At 69.1% G+C, this 17,271-nt stretch carries 13 protein-coding genes and 1 tRNA gene; 8 read left to right on the forward strand and 6 right to left on the reverse strand.

The features are described 5' to 3' along the window. The first annotated feature begins 109 nt into the window (after positions 1-109). Complete coding sequence (locus AB0B96_RS23430) at positions 110-1,210, forward strand: acyl-CoA dehydrogenase family protein (RefSeq protein WP_362901777.1); 1,101 nt, start codon at positions 110-112, stop codon at positions 1,208-1,210. 7 nt (positions 1,211-1,217) lie between these two features. Here AB0B96_RS23430 and AB0B96_RS23435 read toward each other — a convergent pair whose 3' ends face one another. Further along, on the reverse strand, positions 1,218-1,820 hold the full coding sequence (locus tag AB0B96_RS23435; protein WP_362901779.1) for a TetR/AcrR family transcriptional regulator: 603 nt from the start codon (positions 1,818-1,820) through the stop codon (positions 1,218-1,220). Positions 1,821-2,046: 226 nt separating this feature from the next. Between AB0B96_RS23435 and AB0B96_RS23440 the strand changes: the two genes are divergently transcribed. After that, positions 2,047-2,784: an NERD domain-containing protein gene (locus AB0B96_RS23440; RefSeq protein WP_350945162.1), complete on the forward strand. Its 738-nt coding sequence runs from the start codon at positions 2,047-2,049 to the stop codon at positions 2,782-2,784. Between the two features lie 151 nt (positions 2,785-2,935). On the opposite strand, the gene AB0B96_RS23445 is transcribed toward AB0B96_RS23440, so the two are convergent. Together AB0B96_RS23445 and AB0B96_RS23450 are read right to left on the reverse strand one after the other, a co-directional pair. Next, the gene (locus AB0B96_RS23445) at positions 2,936-4,297 is read right to left on the reverse strand and encodes a VWA domain-containing protein (protein WP_362901782.1); all 1,362 of its coding nucleotides are present in this window, start codon (positions 4,295-4,297) and stop codon (positions 2,936-2,938) included. A gap of 103 nt (positions 4,298-4,400) precedes the next feature. Then, complete coding sequence (locus tag AB0B96_RS23450; RefSeq protein ID WP_362901784.1) at positions 4,401-5,252, reverse strand: MoxR family ATPase; 852 nt, start codon at positions 5,250-5,252, stop codon at positions 4,401-4,403. A gap of 134 nt (positions 5,253-5,386) precedes the next feature. Here AB0B96_RS23450 and AB0B96_RS23455 point away from each other — a divergent pair. From AB0B96_RS23455 to AB0B96_RS23465, 3 genes are all read left to right on the forward strand, one after another. Beyond that, positions 5,387-5,460 (forward strand) — tRNA-Lys (locus tag AB0B96_RS23455). A 126-nt stretch (positions 5,461-5,586) separates the two neighbouring features. Next, a complete protein-coding gene (locus AB0B96_RS23460) occupies positions 5,587-6,069 on the forward strand; it encodes an NUDIX domain-containing protein (RefSeq protein WP_362901786.1) in 483 nt (160 codons plus the stop codon). Between the two features lie 344 nt (positions 6,070-6,413). Then, positions 6,414-7,226 (forward strand): DUF1684 domain-containing protein, encoded by an 813-nt coding sequence (locus tag AB0B96_RS23465; protein ID WP_362901788.1) that lies wholly within the window; start codon positions 6,414-6,416, stop codon positions 7,224-7,226. Between the two features lie 129 nt (positions 7,227-7,355). Here AB0B96_RS23465 and AB0B96_RS23470 read toward each other — a convergent pair whose 3' ends face one another. Next, a complete protein-coding gene (locus tag AB0B96_RS23470; protein ID WP_362901790.1) occupies positions 7,356-8,522 on the reverse strand; it encodes a serine hydrolase domain-containing protein in 1,167 nt (388 codons plus the stop codon). A 455-nt stretch (positions 8,523-8,977) separates the two neighbouring features. Here AB0B96_RS23470 and AB0B96_RS23475 point away from each other — a divergent pair, with 455 nt between their 5' ends. Genes AB0B96_RS23475 through AB0B96_RS23485 form a run of 3 tightly spaced genes read left to right on the forward strand, consistent with a single transcriptional unit; the run spans position 8,978 to position 14,635 of the window. Next, positions 8,978-13,753 carry a caspase family protein gene (locus AB0B96_RS23475; RefSeq protein ID WP_362901792.1) on the forward strand — a complete coding sequence of 1,592 codons (4,776 nt, stop codon included), beginning with the start codon at positions 8,978-8,980 and terminating at the stop codon, positions 13,751-13,753. Then, positions 13,746-14,048 (forward strand): hypothetical protein, encoded by a 303-nt coding sequence (locus AB0B96_RS23480; RefSeq protein ID WP_362901794.1) that lies wholly within the window; start codon positions 13,746-13,748, stop codon positions 14,046-14,048. The genes AB0B96_RS23475 and AB0B96_RS23480 overlap by 8 nt, the downstream gene beginning before the upstream one ends. Further along, positions 14,045-14,635, forward strand: coding sequence for a hypothetical protein (locus AB0B96_RS23485; protein ID WP_362901796.1), 591 nt, complete (start codon positions 14,045-14,047; stop codon positions 14,633-14,635). The genes AB0B96_RS23480 and AB0B96_RS23485 overlap by 4 nt, the downstream gene beginning before the upstream one ends. Before the next feature lie 157 nt (positions 14,636-14,792). On the opposite strand, the gene aroC is transcribed toward AB0B96_RS23485, so the two are convergent. Together aroC and AB0B96_RS23495 are read right to left on the reverse strand one after the other, a co-directional pair. Further along, positions 14,793-15,968, reverse strand: a complete 1,176-nt coding sequence (gene aroC, locus AB0B96_RS23490) for a chorismate synthase (protein WP_362901866.1) — start codon at positions 15,966-15,968, stop codon at positions 14,793-14,795. A gap of 5 nt (positions 15,969-15,973) precedes the next feature. Then, a complete protein-coding gene (locus AB0B96_RS23495) occupies positions 15,974-17,269 on the reverse strand; it encodes a 3-hydroxybenzoate 6-monooxygenase (RefSeq protein WP_362901798.1) in 1,296 nt (431 codons plus the stop codon). Positions 17,270-17,271 lie beyond the last annotated feature (2 nt).

Raw genomic sequence — 17,271 nt, forward strand, 5'->3', positions numbered from 1 at the left:
TGGTGCATGAGGAGCGGTGAGCGGTTGTGACGGGAGTGAACCCGGCGCGGTGAGCGGAGCGGGTCGCGAGGTACGAGTGGTCCGCGTGGCGAATGAGGAGTGGTGAGCTGTGACGCTGCTGTACACCGAGGTCGAGGAGGAGCTGCGCGCCTCCGTGCGGGATCTTCTCGCGGACCGCTGCGGGGCCGCCGCCGTGTTGAGGCGGGTCGAGTCCGGGACGCCGTACGACGTGGACCTGTGGAAGACGCTGTCGCGGGAGATCGGGGTCGCGGGCCTGCTCGTGCCCGAGATCTACGGCGGGGCGGGGGCGTCGGCGCGGGAGGTCGCGGTGGTGCTGGAGGAGCTGGGGCGGGCGGTGGCGCCGCTGCCGTTCCTCACCGGTTCGGTGCTCGCGACCAAGGCCCTGCTGCAGGTCGGCGAGGAGGATCTGATCCAGGAGCTCGCCTCGGGGGAGACGACGGCGGCGCTCGCGGTGTCGCTGGCGGCTTCGCCGTACCGGCCGCTGCCGGAGACCGTCACCGCGGACGGGGGGATCCTGAACGGCGAGGTGAGGGCGGTGGCGGGCGCGGAGGTGGCGGACGTGCTGCTCGTGCCCGTCGGAACGGCGCTCTACCAGGTGGAGGCGGCGGATGTCCGGATCGAGGTGGTGCCGTCGCTCGACCTGACGCGTCCGGTCGCCACCGTCACGTTCTCCGACACTCCCGCCGGTGAGGCGATCGGCCGGCTCGACGTGCGAAGTGTGCTGAGCTTCGGCGCGGGACTGCTCGCCTCGGAGCAGCTCGGGGTCGCCGAGTGGTGTCTGAGCACGACGCTCGCCTACATCAAGGAGCGTCGGCAGTTCGCCCGCCCGGTGGGGTCCTTCCAGGCGATCAAGCACCGGATGGCCGATCTCTGGCTGGACGTGGTGCGCGCCCGCGCCGCCGCGAGGAACGCGGCCGACCTGCTCGCCACGGACCCGGGACCGTCCGGCGGGCAGGAGGCGGTCCGGGATCGCGAGCTGGCGGTGGCGGTGGCCGCGTCGTGGTGCTCGGAGGTGGCGGTGCGCGTCGCGGAGGAGAGCGTGCAGCTGCACGGCGGGATCGGGATGACCTGGGAGCACCCCCTGCACCTCTATCTCAAGCGCGCCAAGTCCGCCGAGGTCGCGCTCGGCACTCCCGGTGCCCACCGGGACGCCCTGGCGGCTCTCGCGGACCTGCCCGCGCCGGTCTGACCGGGGGTCAGGCGGGGAGCGTCCGTTGGTTCGGGCGCAGCGAGGTGAGCAGCAGGTCGGCGAAGTGCGCCCCCAGCTCGGGGCCGGAGAGCGCGCCCTCCGCGCTGTACCAGGTGCCCAGGTGGTGGACGGAGCCGAAGAAGAAGTCGACGACGATGTCGGCGGGGATGTCGCTCCTGAAGACGCCCTCGCGCTGCCCCTCGGTGACCAGGTCGCGGAAGCGCTCGTGATAGCGGCGCCGCTCGGCGCGTACGACCTTGCTGGTGTCGGGCGCGAGCAGGTGCATCGAGCGGAAGAAGATCTTGAAGTCGTCCAGGTTGTCGACCGTGGTCGTCACGACGTCCGCGGCGGCGGAGTACAGACGCTCGGACACCGGCCCCGGGCCGTCGGCGAAGTGCGTCAGACGCTCCATCTGCAGGCGCAGCACCCGCCCGTAGATCTCGTGGAGCAGGTCGTCCTTTGAGTCGAAATAGTGGTACATGGCGCCCTTGGTGACGCCGGCCGCCGAGACGACCTCCTGCACCGACGTGCTCTCGAAGCCATGCTCGGCGAACAGGCGGGTGGCCTCGCTGAGCAGGCGTTGTCGTACCGGCTCCTGGTCCTGAGTCATGCGTCCCCCATGGTGTGGTGTGGGAAAGCATACCGACTGGTCGGTTACGTCGCCGGTGACTGGCGAATACGTGTTACTTGCGTCACCTTCGCGGCTCAGGGATGGCTGGAGCCCCCGGTTGGGTATTTCATAGTCTAAGGATCTTCAATGTGGCAGGTCCCCCCACCCTTCTCCTTGCCGACCGTTTCAGCCATGGGGGTTCGCTATGCCGGGCGGATCTATCTACGTGACGCCGGTTGACCAGGTCCACGGCCTGTCGCCGCAGGTCATGTACGAGCAGTTCTGGATCAAGGAAGTCGTCCACCGCAGGAAGGTGCGCGCGGTCAAGGCCGCGGCGGGCCTGGTGGTGGGCGTCGCGCTCGCCTACCGGTTCGGCCTGTCCCCGGTGATCCTCGGGCTGCTGGGCGGCCTGCTCGTCGCGGGCGCGGACACGTACTGGACCTGGAGGCAGTACGACGCCACCGCCGTCTGGCGCGGCAAGCGCAGAGGCGAGACCATCACCGCCAGGCTGCTCCGCCGCAAGCTGCGCAGGGCGGGCTACCAGATCCTCGAAGGCCGGGCGATTCCCGGAAAGGCATCGGTCGACCACCTCGTCATCGGCCCCGGTGGCGTCTGGGTGGTGGACAACGAGGCGTGGGACCCCGACACCGAGATCGCCCGCTACGGCGAGCGGCTGTTCCTGGGCGAGAAGTACGGCACGAAGGTGGCCAAGGCGCTCGTGGAGGTCGCCGATTCGCTGGCCGAGGTGCTCTCCCGCGAGTCGGGCATCCCCGTCACCATCGAACCCCTCATCGCCGTGCACGGCGGGGAGATCAGACGGTCGGTCACCGCGGAGGGGATCACCCTTCTCAAGCCCCGCCTCGTCTCGCGCTGGATCCTGCAGGGTCCCCGGGCCGATTTCGACGAGGCCCAGGTCGAGGTCCTGGCCAGGACCGCGGCCCGGGTGCTGCGCCGGATGAGCTGAGCGCGCCCGGCCCGTTCTCCGGACGAGTTCCCGAGTGCGTCCGGCCTTTTCGGACAAGGTCCTCAACGCGCCCGGCCCGTTCTTCGCGCAAGGTCCTCAACGCGTCCGGTTCGTTCTTCGGACAAGGTCCTCAACGCGCCCGGCCCGTTCGTCAGACGAGGTCCTCGATGAAGGCCGCGAGCTGCTCGACGTTCCGGCACTCGTACATCGGCACGATCCCGCCGTACGCCGTCGCCAGCGAGTCGCCGCTGTCCCACTGGTTGGTCGGCTCCGGATTGAGCCAGTAGGAGTGCCGGGCGCCGTCGGCCAGGCGGCGCAGCGTCTCCAGCGCGGGCGGCCGGTAGTTGGACCGGGCGTCACCCAGGATCAGCAGGGACGTCTTCGGCCCGACGGCGTCGCCGTACCGCTCGGCGAACACCTCCAGCGCGTGGCCGTAGTCGGTCCGGCCGAACCGCACCATGTCGGCCTCCTGCGTGAGCCGGGTCATCGCCTCCACCACGTCCGCGCCCGGCACGAAGAACCGGGTGATCTCGTCCACGGTGTCCACGAACCCGAACGCGCGCACCTTGGTGAACTGCTCGCGCAGCGCGTACGTGAGCAGCAGGGTGAAGTGCGCGAAGGAGGCGACCGAGTCGCTGGTGTCGCAGAGGATGACCAGCTCGGGCTTGTGCGGTCGGCGCGGCCTGTTGAAGGTGGTCAATGGCACCCCGCCGCTGGACAGCGAGGCCCGTACGGTCCTGCGGAAGTCGAGGCGGCCACGGTGGCCGAGCCGGTGCTTGACCGTGAGCCGGGCGGCGAGGCGGCGGGCGAGCGGATGCACCTCCCTGCGGAGCCTCGCCAGGTCGGCCTTGGTGATCCGCAGGAAGTCGAGCCGCTCAAGCGGAGGGCGTACGGAGGCGCGGGCGATCCGCTCGATCCCGGAGTCCTCGGCGATCCGGCGGCGCACCTCCCCTGAGACGGCCTCCTTGAAGCGCTCGGTGTTCTCGGTGATCCGCTGCCGGGCCACCTTCTCGGCGAGCCCGCCGCGTTCCCGGCCCGCGAGGACCTCGGCGAGCAGCCGCGCCATGAGCGTCTCGGGGGAGAGCGCCCGCATCACCGGGTAGGAGAACCAGTTCTGCCTGCCGGGACCGGCGGGCACGCGGCCGAAACGCTCCACCATCGCGCGTACGAACTCGTTCATGCCCTCGGCGCCCAGCAGCAGCTCGGCGAGCCGGTCGCGCAGCTCGGGAACCTCGGCGCTCTCCGGGGCCGGCAGGCCGGGCTCGGCCTCGCGCGGCGCGCGCAGGCCGGTCGTCGAGGCGGGGAACCACAGGTCGAACAGCGTGTCGAAGCCCGGCCGGTGCGAGGGCCGCTTGACCAACGTCGCGGCGTACGCGGCCCGCACCGACTCCCGTTCGGTCAGGTCGATCACCTCCAGCGCCCTGGCCGCGTCCAGTCCTTCGGCCGGTGACACCGGCAGCCCGGCCTCGCGCAGCGCGTGCACGAACCCCACATGCCGGTCGAGCAGGCTCACCCTCGGCCCCCCGCCTCGCGAAGAGCGCCGCCCACGCCGTGAGTCGAGCCTCTCGCGCCTCGCGCTCCGTGGAGCGGGTTTCCCGCGCCGTTTCTCGTGCCCTTCACAGAGCGAGCTCCTTGCGGGCGCGCGTCTGGTCGGAGGCGTGCTTGAGGACGACGCCGAGGGTCGCTCCGATCGCCTCCTCGTCCAGCTCGGTCCTGCCCAGCGCGAGCAGGGTGTTGGCCCAGTCGATCGTCTCGGCGATCGAGGGCGACTTCTTCAGCTCCAGGGTGCGCAGGGTGGCGACCGTGCGGGCGAGCTGCTCGGCGAGGCTCGCCTCGATCGCGGGCACCTGGGCTAGCACGATGTCGCGCTCGCGCTCCGGCGTCGGATACTCCAGGTGCAGATAGAGACAGCGCCGCTTCAGCGCCTCGGAGAGCTCGCGGGTCGCGTTCGAGGTCAGCACCACGTACGGCTTCCGTACGGCGGTGATCGTGCCGAGTTCGGGGATCGTCACCTGGTAGTCGGACAGGATCTCCAGCAGCAGCCCCTCCACCTCGACGTCGGCCTTGTCGATCTCGTCGATCAGCAGGACCGTCGGCGTCTCCGAGCGGATCGCCGCGAGCAACGGCCGCTCCAGCAGGAACTCCTCGGTGAAGATGTCGTCGTGCGTGGCGTCCCAGTCCTCGCCCTGACCGGCCTGGATGCGCAGCAGTTGCTTCTTGTAGTTCCACTCGTACAGCGCTCTGGCCTCGTCCAGCCCTTCGTAGCACTGCAGCCTGACGAGCCGGGCGCCGGTCGTCGCCGCCACGGCCTTGGCCAGCTGGGTCTTGCCCACCCCCGCGGGCCCCTCGGTGAGCAGTGGTTTGCCGAGTGCGCCCGCCAGGAAGACCGAGGTCGAGATGGAGTCGTCGGGGAGGTAGTCGGCGGCGTCGAGCCGCTCTCCGGCGTCGCTCGGTGAGGCGAACCACATGTGTGCTCCCAGGACAGGACCGAATGTTGTTCTACCTTAACCGGTGATCATCGTCGGCCGCCGTCCGCCCTCGGCCGGCGGCCGTCACGATTTCAACGCCACGCCCGATGTGCGCTATTGTTCAAGGGCTTCAAGCGCCGCTAGCTCAGTTGGTTAGAGCAGCTGACTCTTAATCAGCGGGTCCGGGGTTCGAGTCCCTGGCGGCGCACAGCGGTTCCGAACAGCGCATTCCTTGATCATAAAGGGATGCGCTGTTCGCATTCAGCCCGCCCGTTCGCCCAGCTTCATCCGCGCATCCGGCACGAGGCCACCGCCGCGTGAAAGGATCATGTTCATGCCCGCGCCCGGCGCCGCCCTGCCGCCCGCGCTCGAAGCACACACCCTCCTCGTCGCCGCCGTCATCGTCCACGACCAGACGCGGCAACGAGTCCTCCTCATACAGCGAGCGGCCAGAGCGAAGTTCGCCCCCAATCGCTGGGACCTTCCCGTCGGCAAGGCGAGCAAGGGCGAAGTGATCACCCAAACCGCGGTCCGCGAGCTGAAAGAGGAGACCGGACTGGTCGTAGACCCCGCCGACCTGCGAGTAGCCGGTCTCATCCACTGCTCCTGGGGTGTCGAGGCGCCGAACGGCTTCGTCACCGTTGTCTTCGTCGCCGACACCTGGAGCGGCACCCCGGTCAACGCCGAACCTCGCAAACACGCACGCGTCGCCTGGCACCCGGCAGACCGGATACCTCAGGCATTCGTGTCCACCACTCGCACCGCGCTGATCAACTACCTGACAGGTGGCCCCATGGTGACCACCGAGGGATTCTGATCCCCAGTGATATCTCCTCCGGTCACAGGCCACCACTTACCGGAACGGTGACGCCTCCGCGTGCTGTCAGGCGGGCGGCGGCGAGTGGGCCTCGCCCGTTACCCGCACCGGGTGGTGTCGGCGGCATTGATCACCTTCAGGGCTCCGAGCCGCCCGGTCCGTGGCCTTCACACGGTGGTGCGCCGTTGTTTCCTTCGAGGGGGGCGAGTGTCCAGTGGTCGCCTCGCGAGGGGATGGACCTGATGGTTGAGTGTGTTCTGGTCGTCCGAAGGTCAACGCTGGACATAAACCAATCTAAAAGGTAGGAATAGTATGAAACGTCTCGCGCATCTTGAGGAGCAGCCATGACAGCCAAACTGATCGACCTGGCCGCGTACGTCCAGGAATGGCAGGACTGGCACCACCGGCACGAGAGAGCGCTGGCCGATCCCCACGGGTTCCTCGCCGTCACGAACCTGCACTGGCTGACGCCTGAACCGCAGCGCCTGCCGGATGCCCCAGGGGAGTGGTCGACCGGCGGCGAGGGCGTAGTTGTGACCCTCGGCGACGCGGAGGAGCTGGTCGTGGACGGCACGCCTGTGCGTGGCCGGTACGTGTTCGGCCACATCCCCGAACGCGCTTCGATCAATGCCGCCTGGGGTGAAGCGGTGATCGAGGTGGCCAAGCGGGGCGGGCATGACATCGTCAGGCCCAGACACCCGGATCACCCGCTGCGTGTCGCGTTCGCCGGCACTCCGGTGTTCCCTCCGGACCCGCGATGGTTGGTCGTCGGCCGCTACCTGCCGTTCGACGAGCCCCGGCCGACGGACGTCGGGGCGGCGGTGGAAGGGCTGAGGCACGTCTACGACGCGCCAGGGCGGGTCGAGTTCAAACTCGACGGGCAGACGCTGAGCCTGACGGTGTTCAACGGTCACGCGCCGGGCAGCTTGATCGCCCTGTTCACCGATGCGACCTCCGGCGTGACCACCTACGCCGCCAACCGCGTCCTGCAGCTCGGGGTGCCCGATGTCGACAACCAGGTGACCGTGGACTTCAACCGGGCCACGAACCTGCCGTGCGCCTACACCGACCTCGCCACCTGCCCGCTGCCGCCGGAGGAGAACCGGCTGCCGGTCGCGATCGAGGCAGGCGAGAAGATCCCCTACGAGCGCGGCTGACGTCCGGACGAGCGCGCCCGTGGCCTGCGTGTCCCCCGTGTCACCGGCGCCTCCGCGTCCCGTGTCACCGGAACGGCGACGCCTCCGCGTGCCGTCAGGACGGCGCGGAGGCGAGAGGGCGGCCGCCCGTTACCCGCACAGGGTGGTGTCGAGGGCCTTGATGACCTTCATGGCTCCGGCCTCGCTGCTGGGCAGGGCGGTCACCGCGAGCGCGGACGCCCGGCCGTCTGTGGTGGCGGCGTTGCGGGTCTCGTAGCCGTCGATGTCGCCGCCGTGGCCCCATCCGGTGTCGCCGCAGCTCAGCTTCATCTTGACCACGCCGAGCCCGTACCGCCAGCCCTCGGGGAGCCCAGGGGCCTTCACCGTCTTCTTCATCTCCGCCAGTTGCGCGGACTTGAGCAGTTTGCCGTCCAGGAGGGCGAGGAAGAAGGTGTTGAGGTCGTCCGGGGTGCCGATGAGCTGGCCGGCCGCGCCGCCCCAGGACGGGTCCATCGTGGTGACGTCGATGAACTTACCCTTGGGCTCGCTCACCGTGTAACCGCGGGGGTGCGGGCCCTTGACGGTCTGGTCGCCGACGCCCGGCCAGTAGGTGTCACGCAACCCGGCACGGTCGATGACCCGCTTGGTGACCTCTTCGGCGATCGGCCGGCCGGTGACCTTCTGCACGATCAGGCCGAGCAGCAGGTAGCCGGTGTTGCTGTACTCCCAGCTCTTGCCCGGCCTGAACGACGCCTTGTGGCGCAGCGCCACGTCGATCATGTCCCTGGCCTCGACATAGCGATGCTGGATCTTGGAAAAGTCCCCGTGTATGTAGCGGGTGTAGTTGGGCAGGCCGCTGGTGTGCTGGAGAAGCTGGCGGACGGTGATCTTACGCCCATCGCCGGCCTTGCCGCGGATCATCCCGGGCAAGTACTTCTCGATCGGCCCGTCCAGCTTGATCCTGCCCTCGCCGACGAGCTGCAGCACGACGGTGGCGACGAACGGCTTGGTATTGCTGCCGATGCGCACCCGGCCGTCGGCCGGCACCTCCTCCCGGGTCTCCAGGTTCCCGACGCCCGCGGTGTAGTCGGTGACGCGCCCTTCGCGGCCGCGCACCGAGGCGAGCGCGCCGGGAAACTCCTTGCCGACCAGCCCGTCGAGCGCCTTCTGCACGCCGTCGTCGAGACCGGCGGCCGAGGAGACCGACGCCCCTGCCGAGGCCGAGGCGGCGACCGGCGCGGCAGCGGCACCTACGGCGATCAGCGCGGCGAGCCCGCAGGCGAGGAAGCGGGATCGGGGAGAGGAGGGGGTGAACATTGGAACTCCTTGTTCGAGGGGGTGCTTTCCGACCTCTGAAGCATGTCGCGAGGGAGGTCATCGCTTCGATCCCGCGAACTGGAGATCCTTGGTACAGCTGGTACTACCTCATGGCCCGTTCCGCGACCGCGGCGTCTATCCGCGCAATGCTCGCCGCGGCTCCGTTCTGGCGAGGTCTGCCGAGTCGTGGCGCACGGCATCGCTCGGCCGCGGGCTTCTGAACGTCTGCGTACTCACCGGGAGCGGCGCGCCGTCCACCTTGGGCGCGCAATCGGTTGTTCCCCGTCCCGGCTCGGCGTTCGTTCGAACGACGCCCACCCGGAAAACGATCGCGGGAACGACTCTGGATATGGGGAAAGGTAGCGCCGAGGGCGTGGTCGTCGAGCCCGCGCTCCGCGCCCCGGTTGTCGGCGAAAGCAGGCCGATATCGCGGATCGGCTGATTACGATGGTTCGATGACCGAACGTCGAGCGCTGCTCATCGGTGTCCCGGAATGCGATGACACGACTTTCTCGTCCATTTCCCAGGTGGTGCGGAACGATATCCAGAAAATGCGCTCGGCGCTGGCTTCTTCTGCCTACTCGATCGATTCGATCGGTAACGACGGACAGGACCCGAGCGGAAGCCGCGTTCGCGCCGCCATCAGGAAGGCGTGCGCCGGGGCTCCGGAGCGAAGCGTTCTGCTCCTTTACTTCTCCGGCCACGGCATCAGCATCAACGGCGTCGACTACCTGGTTCCCAGCGACGCGTACCGGGAGAACGGCGTGCTCGTCCCGGAGAGTCTCGTGCCGGTGATTCCCGACCTCAGCAAGTGCCGTGCCAAGCTGGTCGTCTTTTTCGTCGACGCCTGTCGTGACGACCCGGCCGGGCGGCCGTCCGAGGGGGCCTGGGGCGGCGTCTTGCACTATCCGGCCGGTGGCTCCCAGGTGATGGTCGCGGGGTGCGAGCCCGGACAGTTCTGCCGCTACGGCGAGGATGGCAGCGTCTTCACTCGGACACTCGCCAAAGTGCTCGACCGGCGCAATCCGGCCCGGACGCTCAGCGCGGTGCTGGCCGAGGTGAGAAAGGAGATGAGCCGGACGACCGGCCTCGGCGACGACCGTGTCCAGCTTCCGAACGCCTATCCGAAGGTTATGGCGCGCCATTCGGCCGACACGGTGATCTGTGAGGGCGATCAACTGGTTTCGGCGTGGCGTCGCGCCGCGGCCGGCAACAAACTCTGGAACCTGGCCGCCGATGCCTCCGAGTCGTTGCGGGAGAAGGTGGCGGCCCTCGCGGAGGACTGCGCCAGAAAACATCTCGAGGTCGCCGACCACCTCCGTGAGAAGACCGTAATGGTGGACCACTGGTTCGACCCGAACTATCCGGAGCGGGTCATCGACTTCACCGCGCAGCTCTTCGGGGAACATGTGCCGGTTAGGCCCGAAGAAGCAGCGGCGTTGATCGCCGCCCCTTTTCTGCGGGAAACGGTGCTCGCCGAGGGAGTGTGGCTGGCGGCCGGCATTCGGCCCGGCGATTTCAAGCGCAGCTATGAGACTGGCGAGCGCACCGACCTCGAACTCACTCATGAGATGTATCCGCAGGTGATCCGGCGCGCGGAAGGGCTCGCGCGCCGTGGCCAACAGGAGGCCGCGGAGACGCTCGTCATGTGGCTGGTCCATCGCTGGCTCACAGAGGTGGACGGCCTGTGGAAGTGCGATCGGTCAGAGCGGTTCATCGAGCGGGGAGCGTCCCTGCTGTCCGGTGCCGTCTCGGAGCTCAGCCTGCGCGAGTGCCGACGGCTGATGGAAACCCTCATGCGTGCGATCGCCGCAGCGCCGGTCGACCCGAAGCTCGAAGACAGGATCGGGCTGCTGCCGGAGAGCTGGCGCGGGCATGTCGGAGTGCTCTGGCTAGCGGGGACGCTGGCCGCAGACCCCCGGCGAATGCCGACGGTGATCGCCGATCACATCGGCACCGGGCTGGAGTTGCCACTCACCTCGGTCAAAAACGCCGCCGGGCTTCTCCGCATCCAGCAGCGCAAGAGCGCTCTCGACCTCAGCCTGATCTGCGAGCACCCGGCCCAGCACGCCGCGTTCGAGGCGGTGGCCGTCGCGGCCCAGCACATCCTCGGGCGCCTCCGCTGTCTGGGCCATCTGGGGCCGGTCGAGGACGCGCTTCCGGTACGGATCACCCATGAGGGGGTGCGGGCCGACCGGCCTAGCGCTGACGGCGCTCCCGTCTACCAGGTGCCGCTCACCCGGTTCAGGCTCTCCGAGGACAAGATCCGGGAATTGCTGATGGGTCGCCAGCTCTACGACGACCCGTCGCTGGCCATCCGCGAGCTCTACCAGAACGCCCTGGACGCCTGCAGATACCGCGACACCCGGCTCGAGGGGCTGCGTAGACGCGGCAGGCGACCGGCGGTGTGGGAGGGAGCGGTGACCTTCCGGCAGGGCTTCGAGAACGGCCGCGAGTACGTCGAGTGTGAGGACAACGGTGTCGGCATGGGCCGGGAGGTGCTGGAGCAGGTCTTCGCCCACGCAGGGGAGCGCTTCGTCCACCTACAGGAGTACCGCGCCGAGCACGCGCTCTGGCAGGAACTTGACCCGCCGCTGCGGATGGTGTCCAACAGCCAGTTCGGCGTCGGCGTCTTTAGCTATTTCATGATCGCGGATGAGATCCTGCTGGTCACCCGGCCGGTGGATCAACAGGGTATTCCCTCCCCCGAGGGATTCACCGTTCAGATCGCCAGCAGCGGCAGCCTCATGCAGGTGACCCCGTCGGAGGAGATGCTGGGCGGCGGCACCCGGATCCGGCTTTACCTGACCGGCGACGAGGAAGAGGAAAAGATCTCCGTCCTGCAGACGCTGCGCCGGCTGCTGTGGATCGCCGAGTATCGGGTGGTGGCCTCGGAGCACGACTCGGCCCCTGAGGAGTGGTCACCCAGGAAGCTCCGTTACCAGGACGAGTCCGCCGAGTCGCTCGAATACGACCGTGACCTGTGGTGGGTGTCCGGCGAAGGCGGGCTCGCGGCCGACGGCCTGCGGACCAACGAGGAGATATACGGACTCGTCGTCAACCTTCGTGACGAGCACCGCCCGCAGTTCACCGTCGATCGTAAGAAGCTCCGCACCTGGCACGAGCAGTGGGTCAACGAAAGGATTGACAAGTCACTGCCGATGCTCATGGACTGGCCGGGACTGTCGCTGTCCTGGTTGTGGGATGTCACGGAATCGACGCCGGAGGTGGCCCAGCGGGTCTTCGATCACCTGGTGAGGAGCGGGACCGAGATCCAGGCCGGTGGCGGCTGGGGGCAGGGCACGACGGTCCCGGCGGCACAAGTCGGTTGTGTGCCCGAGGACAGGGAACTGTTCGACCCGAAGAACTGGCACTCCTTCTACGCGGGCTGGTTCATGACCTGGCGGTCCGGTGTCTGGAAGCGCCTTGTCGGCGGCCAGCGTACTTTCAGGCGCATCCCGAGCGCCCTGTCCGTCGAGGGGTTTCCGGTCGCGGGCCCCATCGACGGTGCCCTTCTGAGCAGGCTGAACTGGAGCACCTACGACACCCCGGTTCCCGTGGAGGAGATCATTCTCGCGACCGCGCATCCGAAACAGCGGATGTCGGATCTGCTGCGGCGAATGCGCAGGTTCGCGATCACCGGTCTGGACCTACGTCATCTTCGCTGCTGTCCGCCTGTGTCCCGAACGTTCAAGGAGGAGGACGCGCCGCTCGCTGGCGCGTTGGCGGCATGGACCCTGCTGGGCCTTTCCCACGCGCCGATCGTCGCCGGGTGGCTCGTGAGGGCGTCCGCTCACCTGGACCAGCCGTTGAAGGAGGTTCTGCGGAGAGCCGCCGAGATCGCACCCCCCGGCTGGTCCGCGCCCGAACTGGATCTGGCGAGGTTGGGTGACGAGATATGCACGACGGCGGAGACTAAGCTCGTCTCGCGGCGTCTCAACGGCAGAGCGCCGTGGATCGAGGGGGAGCTCTCGCCCGACCACATCGCGCATGCGGCGGGCGAACTCGGGCGCGACATCTCGCAGATCCTTCAGATGTGCGACCGGCTCGGACCGCTCGGGGTCGCGGTGGCGGGCCGCGACCGCTATCCGGAGACCTTCGAGCGGGTGGAGGCGGAGGCGCTGCGGCACCTCCAACACGTCGGAGACCGGTTGACCCCGATCAAGCTTATGAACGTCGCGGGAGTGGCCGGAATGAGCGTCCAGGAGGCCAGGTCGGCACTCGCCTCGCTGGAGGAGCGAGGACTCCTCCGGCTCCCGGAGATTCCTGCCGAGCTGGACCTGACACTCGACGCCGACGTGATCGGGTTCATCAACTCGACGATGCGGGCGGTTCGCGGTTCGACCCGGCGACAGGATTTCGTTCTCCGGGAGCCGTGCCTGGCGGTGGCCGGGGCGCTGTCCGGCCGGTACTGGCGGCGAGGCCCGGTTGGCCCGATCAAGGATCTCGTTCCTTTCACCGCTCCGGAGACGGAGATCACCCATGTCGATATCATCCGTCTCGCCACGATGATCTATGGGTCGATCGGCGATGCGCGGCGTGCCTTCTCCGCGGCCTATCCCGATGTGCCCCTTCCCGAGGCGGATCGCAGTTGTGACGACCTGCAACCCTGGGTGCTCTCGGCCTACCTAATCACTCCGCTCTGGAGCTGGGCCCGGCCGGACTGGAGCCTGAGCGCGGGACACATCGTCAAAGGCGCGATGGATCTCGGCGTCACCGTCGGGGAGTTCCTGGCACTCCTGGACCCCTACCGCCAGTTCGATGCCCCGATACCCGACCTCGAGCCGGAGGCGTCCGCCGAACTGGCCGACTGGCATCCCGATCCGTATGACGCCGACATGCTCACGATCCCCGATGTGGAAACGGCGTACTTCGACGACATTGGCTACCTGGCAGAGATCGACGCGCTGCGGCTGGTGCAGATCGCGGGGCGGCTCGGGATGACCTTGACCGATGCGCATCAGCGGCTCAGCAAGATGGTCCCCCTCGGCCTGCGGCTCGACTACGCAGCCGAGGCCGTCCCCGAAGGAATCGTGTGGTGGTACGACCTGCTGTTGCTGACCGTCTACTTGGACGGGCAGGCGCCCGCGGTGAGCGGTCGCGTCGATCAGGGGCATCTGCGGCGGGTCGCGGGGGAGACCGGAGAGTCGGTCGGGTGGCTGTCCGACAGATTGAGGATCTACGCGCCGTTGTTCTCGCTCACCCTGCCCGAGGAGTCCGTTGATGGCTGAGCATCGTCCTGTCCCGTTCACGGAGGCCGAGTTCGACGGGCAGGTCACCTTCACCGTCGCGGAGATCGACAAAGGGCTGGTCGTCACGGGGAACTGCCCAGGATGCGGGGCGCGGACCTCGACGACGTTCTCGCATGGGACGCCACAGGGGACCAAGGGGGGCCTCCGGCGGAAGCCGCCGGTGCGAGCCACGAAGGTCACCGTTTACTGCGAATGCGGTTATCCGCATCCGGAACGGCCGCCCGAGGTACCGGACACCGGGTGCGGGGCGTACTGGTCGGTTGACATCGGATGAGCATCGAGCGAAAGCGCTGGGCGCAGCGCGCCCAGGCACTACGGTTCGAGCAGCTCACGATTGTTCGGAAGCAGGCCGAGGGCTGGCGGATCGGGCTTAGCGGGTTGACCGCGTTACTGAGCGCCGTGCTGCTGGTTAAAGGCCGCGACACGGTGACCGGCCTGGAAGACTGGGCCAAGGTAACGGTCGCCATCCTGTTGACCGCCGCGTTCGCGGCGCTGGTCGCGGCGACCATGCTCGCGATCAGGGCCGCCTCAGGGACACCCGGTTCGGAGATCCTGCTGACGGGCGAGGATCTCCAGGAGTGGACGCGGCACGAGGTGCGAGCCGTCGGCTGGCGGATACGTGGTGCGGCGGCCTTGACCGTTCTGGCGCTGGCCATGCTGGTGACCGCGCTGGGGTTTACCTGGTTCGGGCCCGATGCCAAGGCCGTCAAATCGATGGTCGAGGTCGTCGGCCCGGCGGGAAGACTCTGCGGGGAACTGATCGGGAGCGCCGATGGCGAGCTGATCATCAAGGAGAGGGGGCTACGGCGCGTGACGTTGAGCCGGGTGATCTCCGTCAGCCCGGTCGAGAAATGCGAATAGAGGTCCTAGAGGAACAGACGTCCAAGAGTACGGAGAACGCCCGAAGGGCGGCGACGTCACCGGGCTGTCCCACGTGGAGCGTTGGCCGTGCCGCCGTCGAATCGTGGCAGGTCTGGAAGCCAGGGGGCGATGACGCGGGTGGGCGACCACCTGCCCGTCAGCTGATGGGCAGGTGGTCGAGGTAACCGCGGACGTTGCGGCGGGTCTCGGCCACCGAGTCCCCGGCGAACTTCTCCGCCACCGCGTCCGCCAGGACCAGCGCGACCATCGCCTCGGCGACGATCCCCGCGGCCGGGACCGCGCACACGTCCGACCGCTGGTGGTGGGCCCGCGCCGGGGCGCCGGTGGTGACGTCCACGGTGGCGAGGGCCCGTGGCACGGTCGCGATCGGCTTCATCGCCGCGCGCACCCGCAGCGCCTCGCCCGTGCTCAGACCGCCCTCGGTCCCGCCGGAGCGGCCCGAGGTCCGCCTCACGCCCTCGGGGGTCGGCACGATCTCGTCGTGTGCTCTCGACCCCGGCGTACGGGCGAGCGCGAAGCCGTCCCCGACCTCGACGCCCTTGATCGCCTGGATGCCCATCAGGGCGCACGCCAGCCTCGCGTCGAGGCGCCTGTCCCAGTGCACGTGGGAGCCGAGCCCCACGGGGACCCCGTACGCGAGGACCTCGACCACGCCGCCCAGCGTGTCGCCGTCCCGGTGGGCCCGGTCGATCTCGGCGACCATCGCCTTGCTCGCGTCCGCGTCCAGGCAGCGCACCGGGTCGGCGTCCAGCCTCCCGGCGTCCGCGGGGACGGGAAGGACCCCGTCGGGGGCCTTGGCCGAGGCGAGTTCCACCACGTGCGAGACGAGCTCGATCCCGGCCGTCTCCCGCAGGTAGGAGCGGGCCACCGCCCCCAGCGCCACCCGCGCGGCCGTCTCCCGCGCGCTCGCCCGCTCCAGGATCGGACGGGCCTCGCCGAAGCCGTACTTCTGCATGCCCGCCAGGTCGGCGTGGCCGGGCCTGGGCCGGGTCAGCGGGGCGTTGCGCGCCAGCCCTTCCAGCACCTCGGGGCCGACGGGGTCGGCCGCCATCACCTGCTCCCACTTGGCCCACTCGGTGTTGCCCACCACGATCGAGACCGGCGAGCCCAGGGTCAGCCCGTGCCGTACGCCGCCGAGGATGGTCACCTCGTCCATCTCGAACCGCATTCGCGCGCCCCGGCCGTAACCCAGCCGCCGTCTGGCGAGCGCGTCGGCCAGCATGCCGGTGGTGACCGGCACACCGGCGGGCAGCCCTTCCAGGGTCGCGACGAGGGCGGGGCCGTGCGATTCTCCCGCGGTCAGCCAACGCAACCTGCTCACCGGGCCACTCCTTCACTGCTGAGGCTGAGTTCGCGGAGGTCGTCGGACACCAGGTGCTCCCCGGACACGCCGAGGTCACCGGAGCCGAAATCGGAGCCCGAGCCGAAGTCCAGGCCGGATCCGAAGTGGCGGGCGCCGTGCAGCCAGGCCACCTTGTCGTGCAGGTCGTCCACCGTGAGGGAGGACAGCATCGCGTTCCGCGCCAGTGCCTCGGCGCCCGCCGGGTGATAGAGGCGTTCCCCCATCGCGCGGGCCACCAGCTGGGTTCTGGCCGTGCGTTCGCGGCGCTCGGCGTTGTACTTCTCCAGGCGCTGGGTGAAGGCGTCCTCGTCGCAGTCGAGCAGCCTGCCGATCACCACCGCGTCCTCAAGCGCCATGCACGCGCCCTGGGCGGCGTACTGCAGCATCGGGTGCGCGGCGTCGCCGAGCAGGGCGACCCGCCCGTCCGTCCAGCGGTCGACCGGGTCGCGGTCGCACAGGACCCAGGTCCGCCACTCCTCGCCCAGCTCCAGCAGGGCGCGGGCCGTCTCGCTCAGGCCGGGGAACTCGCCCAGTACGTGGGACCTGTCCGCGGGCTCGCCCGCCAGTTCCTCGCGGGCGCCGTCGTCCCGGGTGGCGGCGAGGTTCAGGAACCTTCCGCCGCCGATCGGGTAGTGGACGAAGTGCCACTTCGGGCCCGCCCAGAGGGTGACGGTGTTCCACCGCAACTCCGCGGGGACCTTCTCCATGGGGATGACCGAACGGTAGATGGTGTGCCCGGAGATCCGTGGCCTGCCGTCCCCGACGAGCTGACGGCGGACGGCCGAGCGGATGCCGTCGGCCCCGATGAGGGCGGCGCCGGTGAAGCGCTCTCCGGTGTCCGTGACGGCGGTGACGCCGGTCGGGTCCTGTTCGTAGCGGGTGACCCATCGGCTGCCGAGCAGTTCGATGTCGCCGGACGCACGGCAGGCGTCGAGCAGCGACTGGTACAGGTCACCTCGGTGGACCACCGCGTACGGGTCGCCGAACCGGCGCCGGTAGCCGTCGGTCAGCGGCATGCTGGCCACCCGCTCGCCCGTGGTGCCGTCCATGAAGCGCAACTCGTCGATGAAGACCGCCCGCTCGCGTACGGCCTCGCCGACACCGAGGTGGCGGAGCGCGTGGAAGGCGTTCGGTGCCAGCTGGATGCCGGCGCCCAGTTCGGCGAACGTGGGTTGGCGTTCCAGCACGATCACCCGGTGTCCCCGATCGGCGACGCTCAACGCCGCCGCGAGACCGCCGATGCCACCACCGGCAATGAGAATCCTCGCCATGT

The sequence above is a fragment of the Streptosporangium sp. NPDC049046 genome (genome assembly GCF_040649155.1).
In the GTDB taxonomy this organism is placed as follows: domain Bacteria; phylum Actinomycetota; class Actinomycetes; order Streptosporangiales; family Streptosporangiaceae; genus Streptosporangium.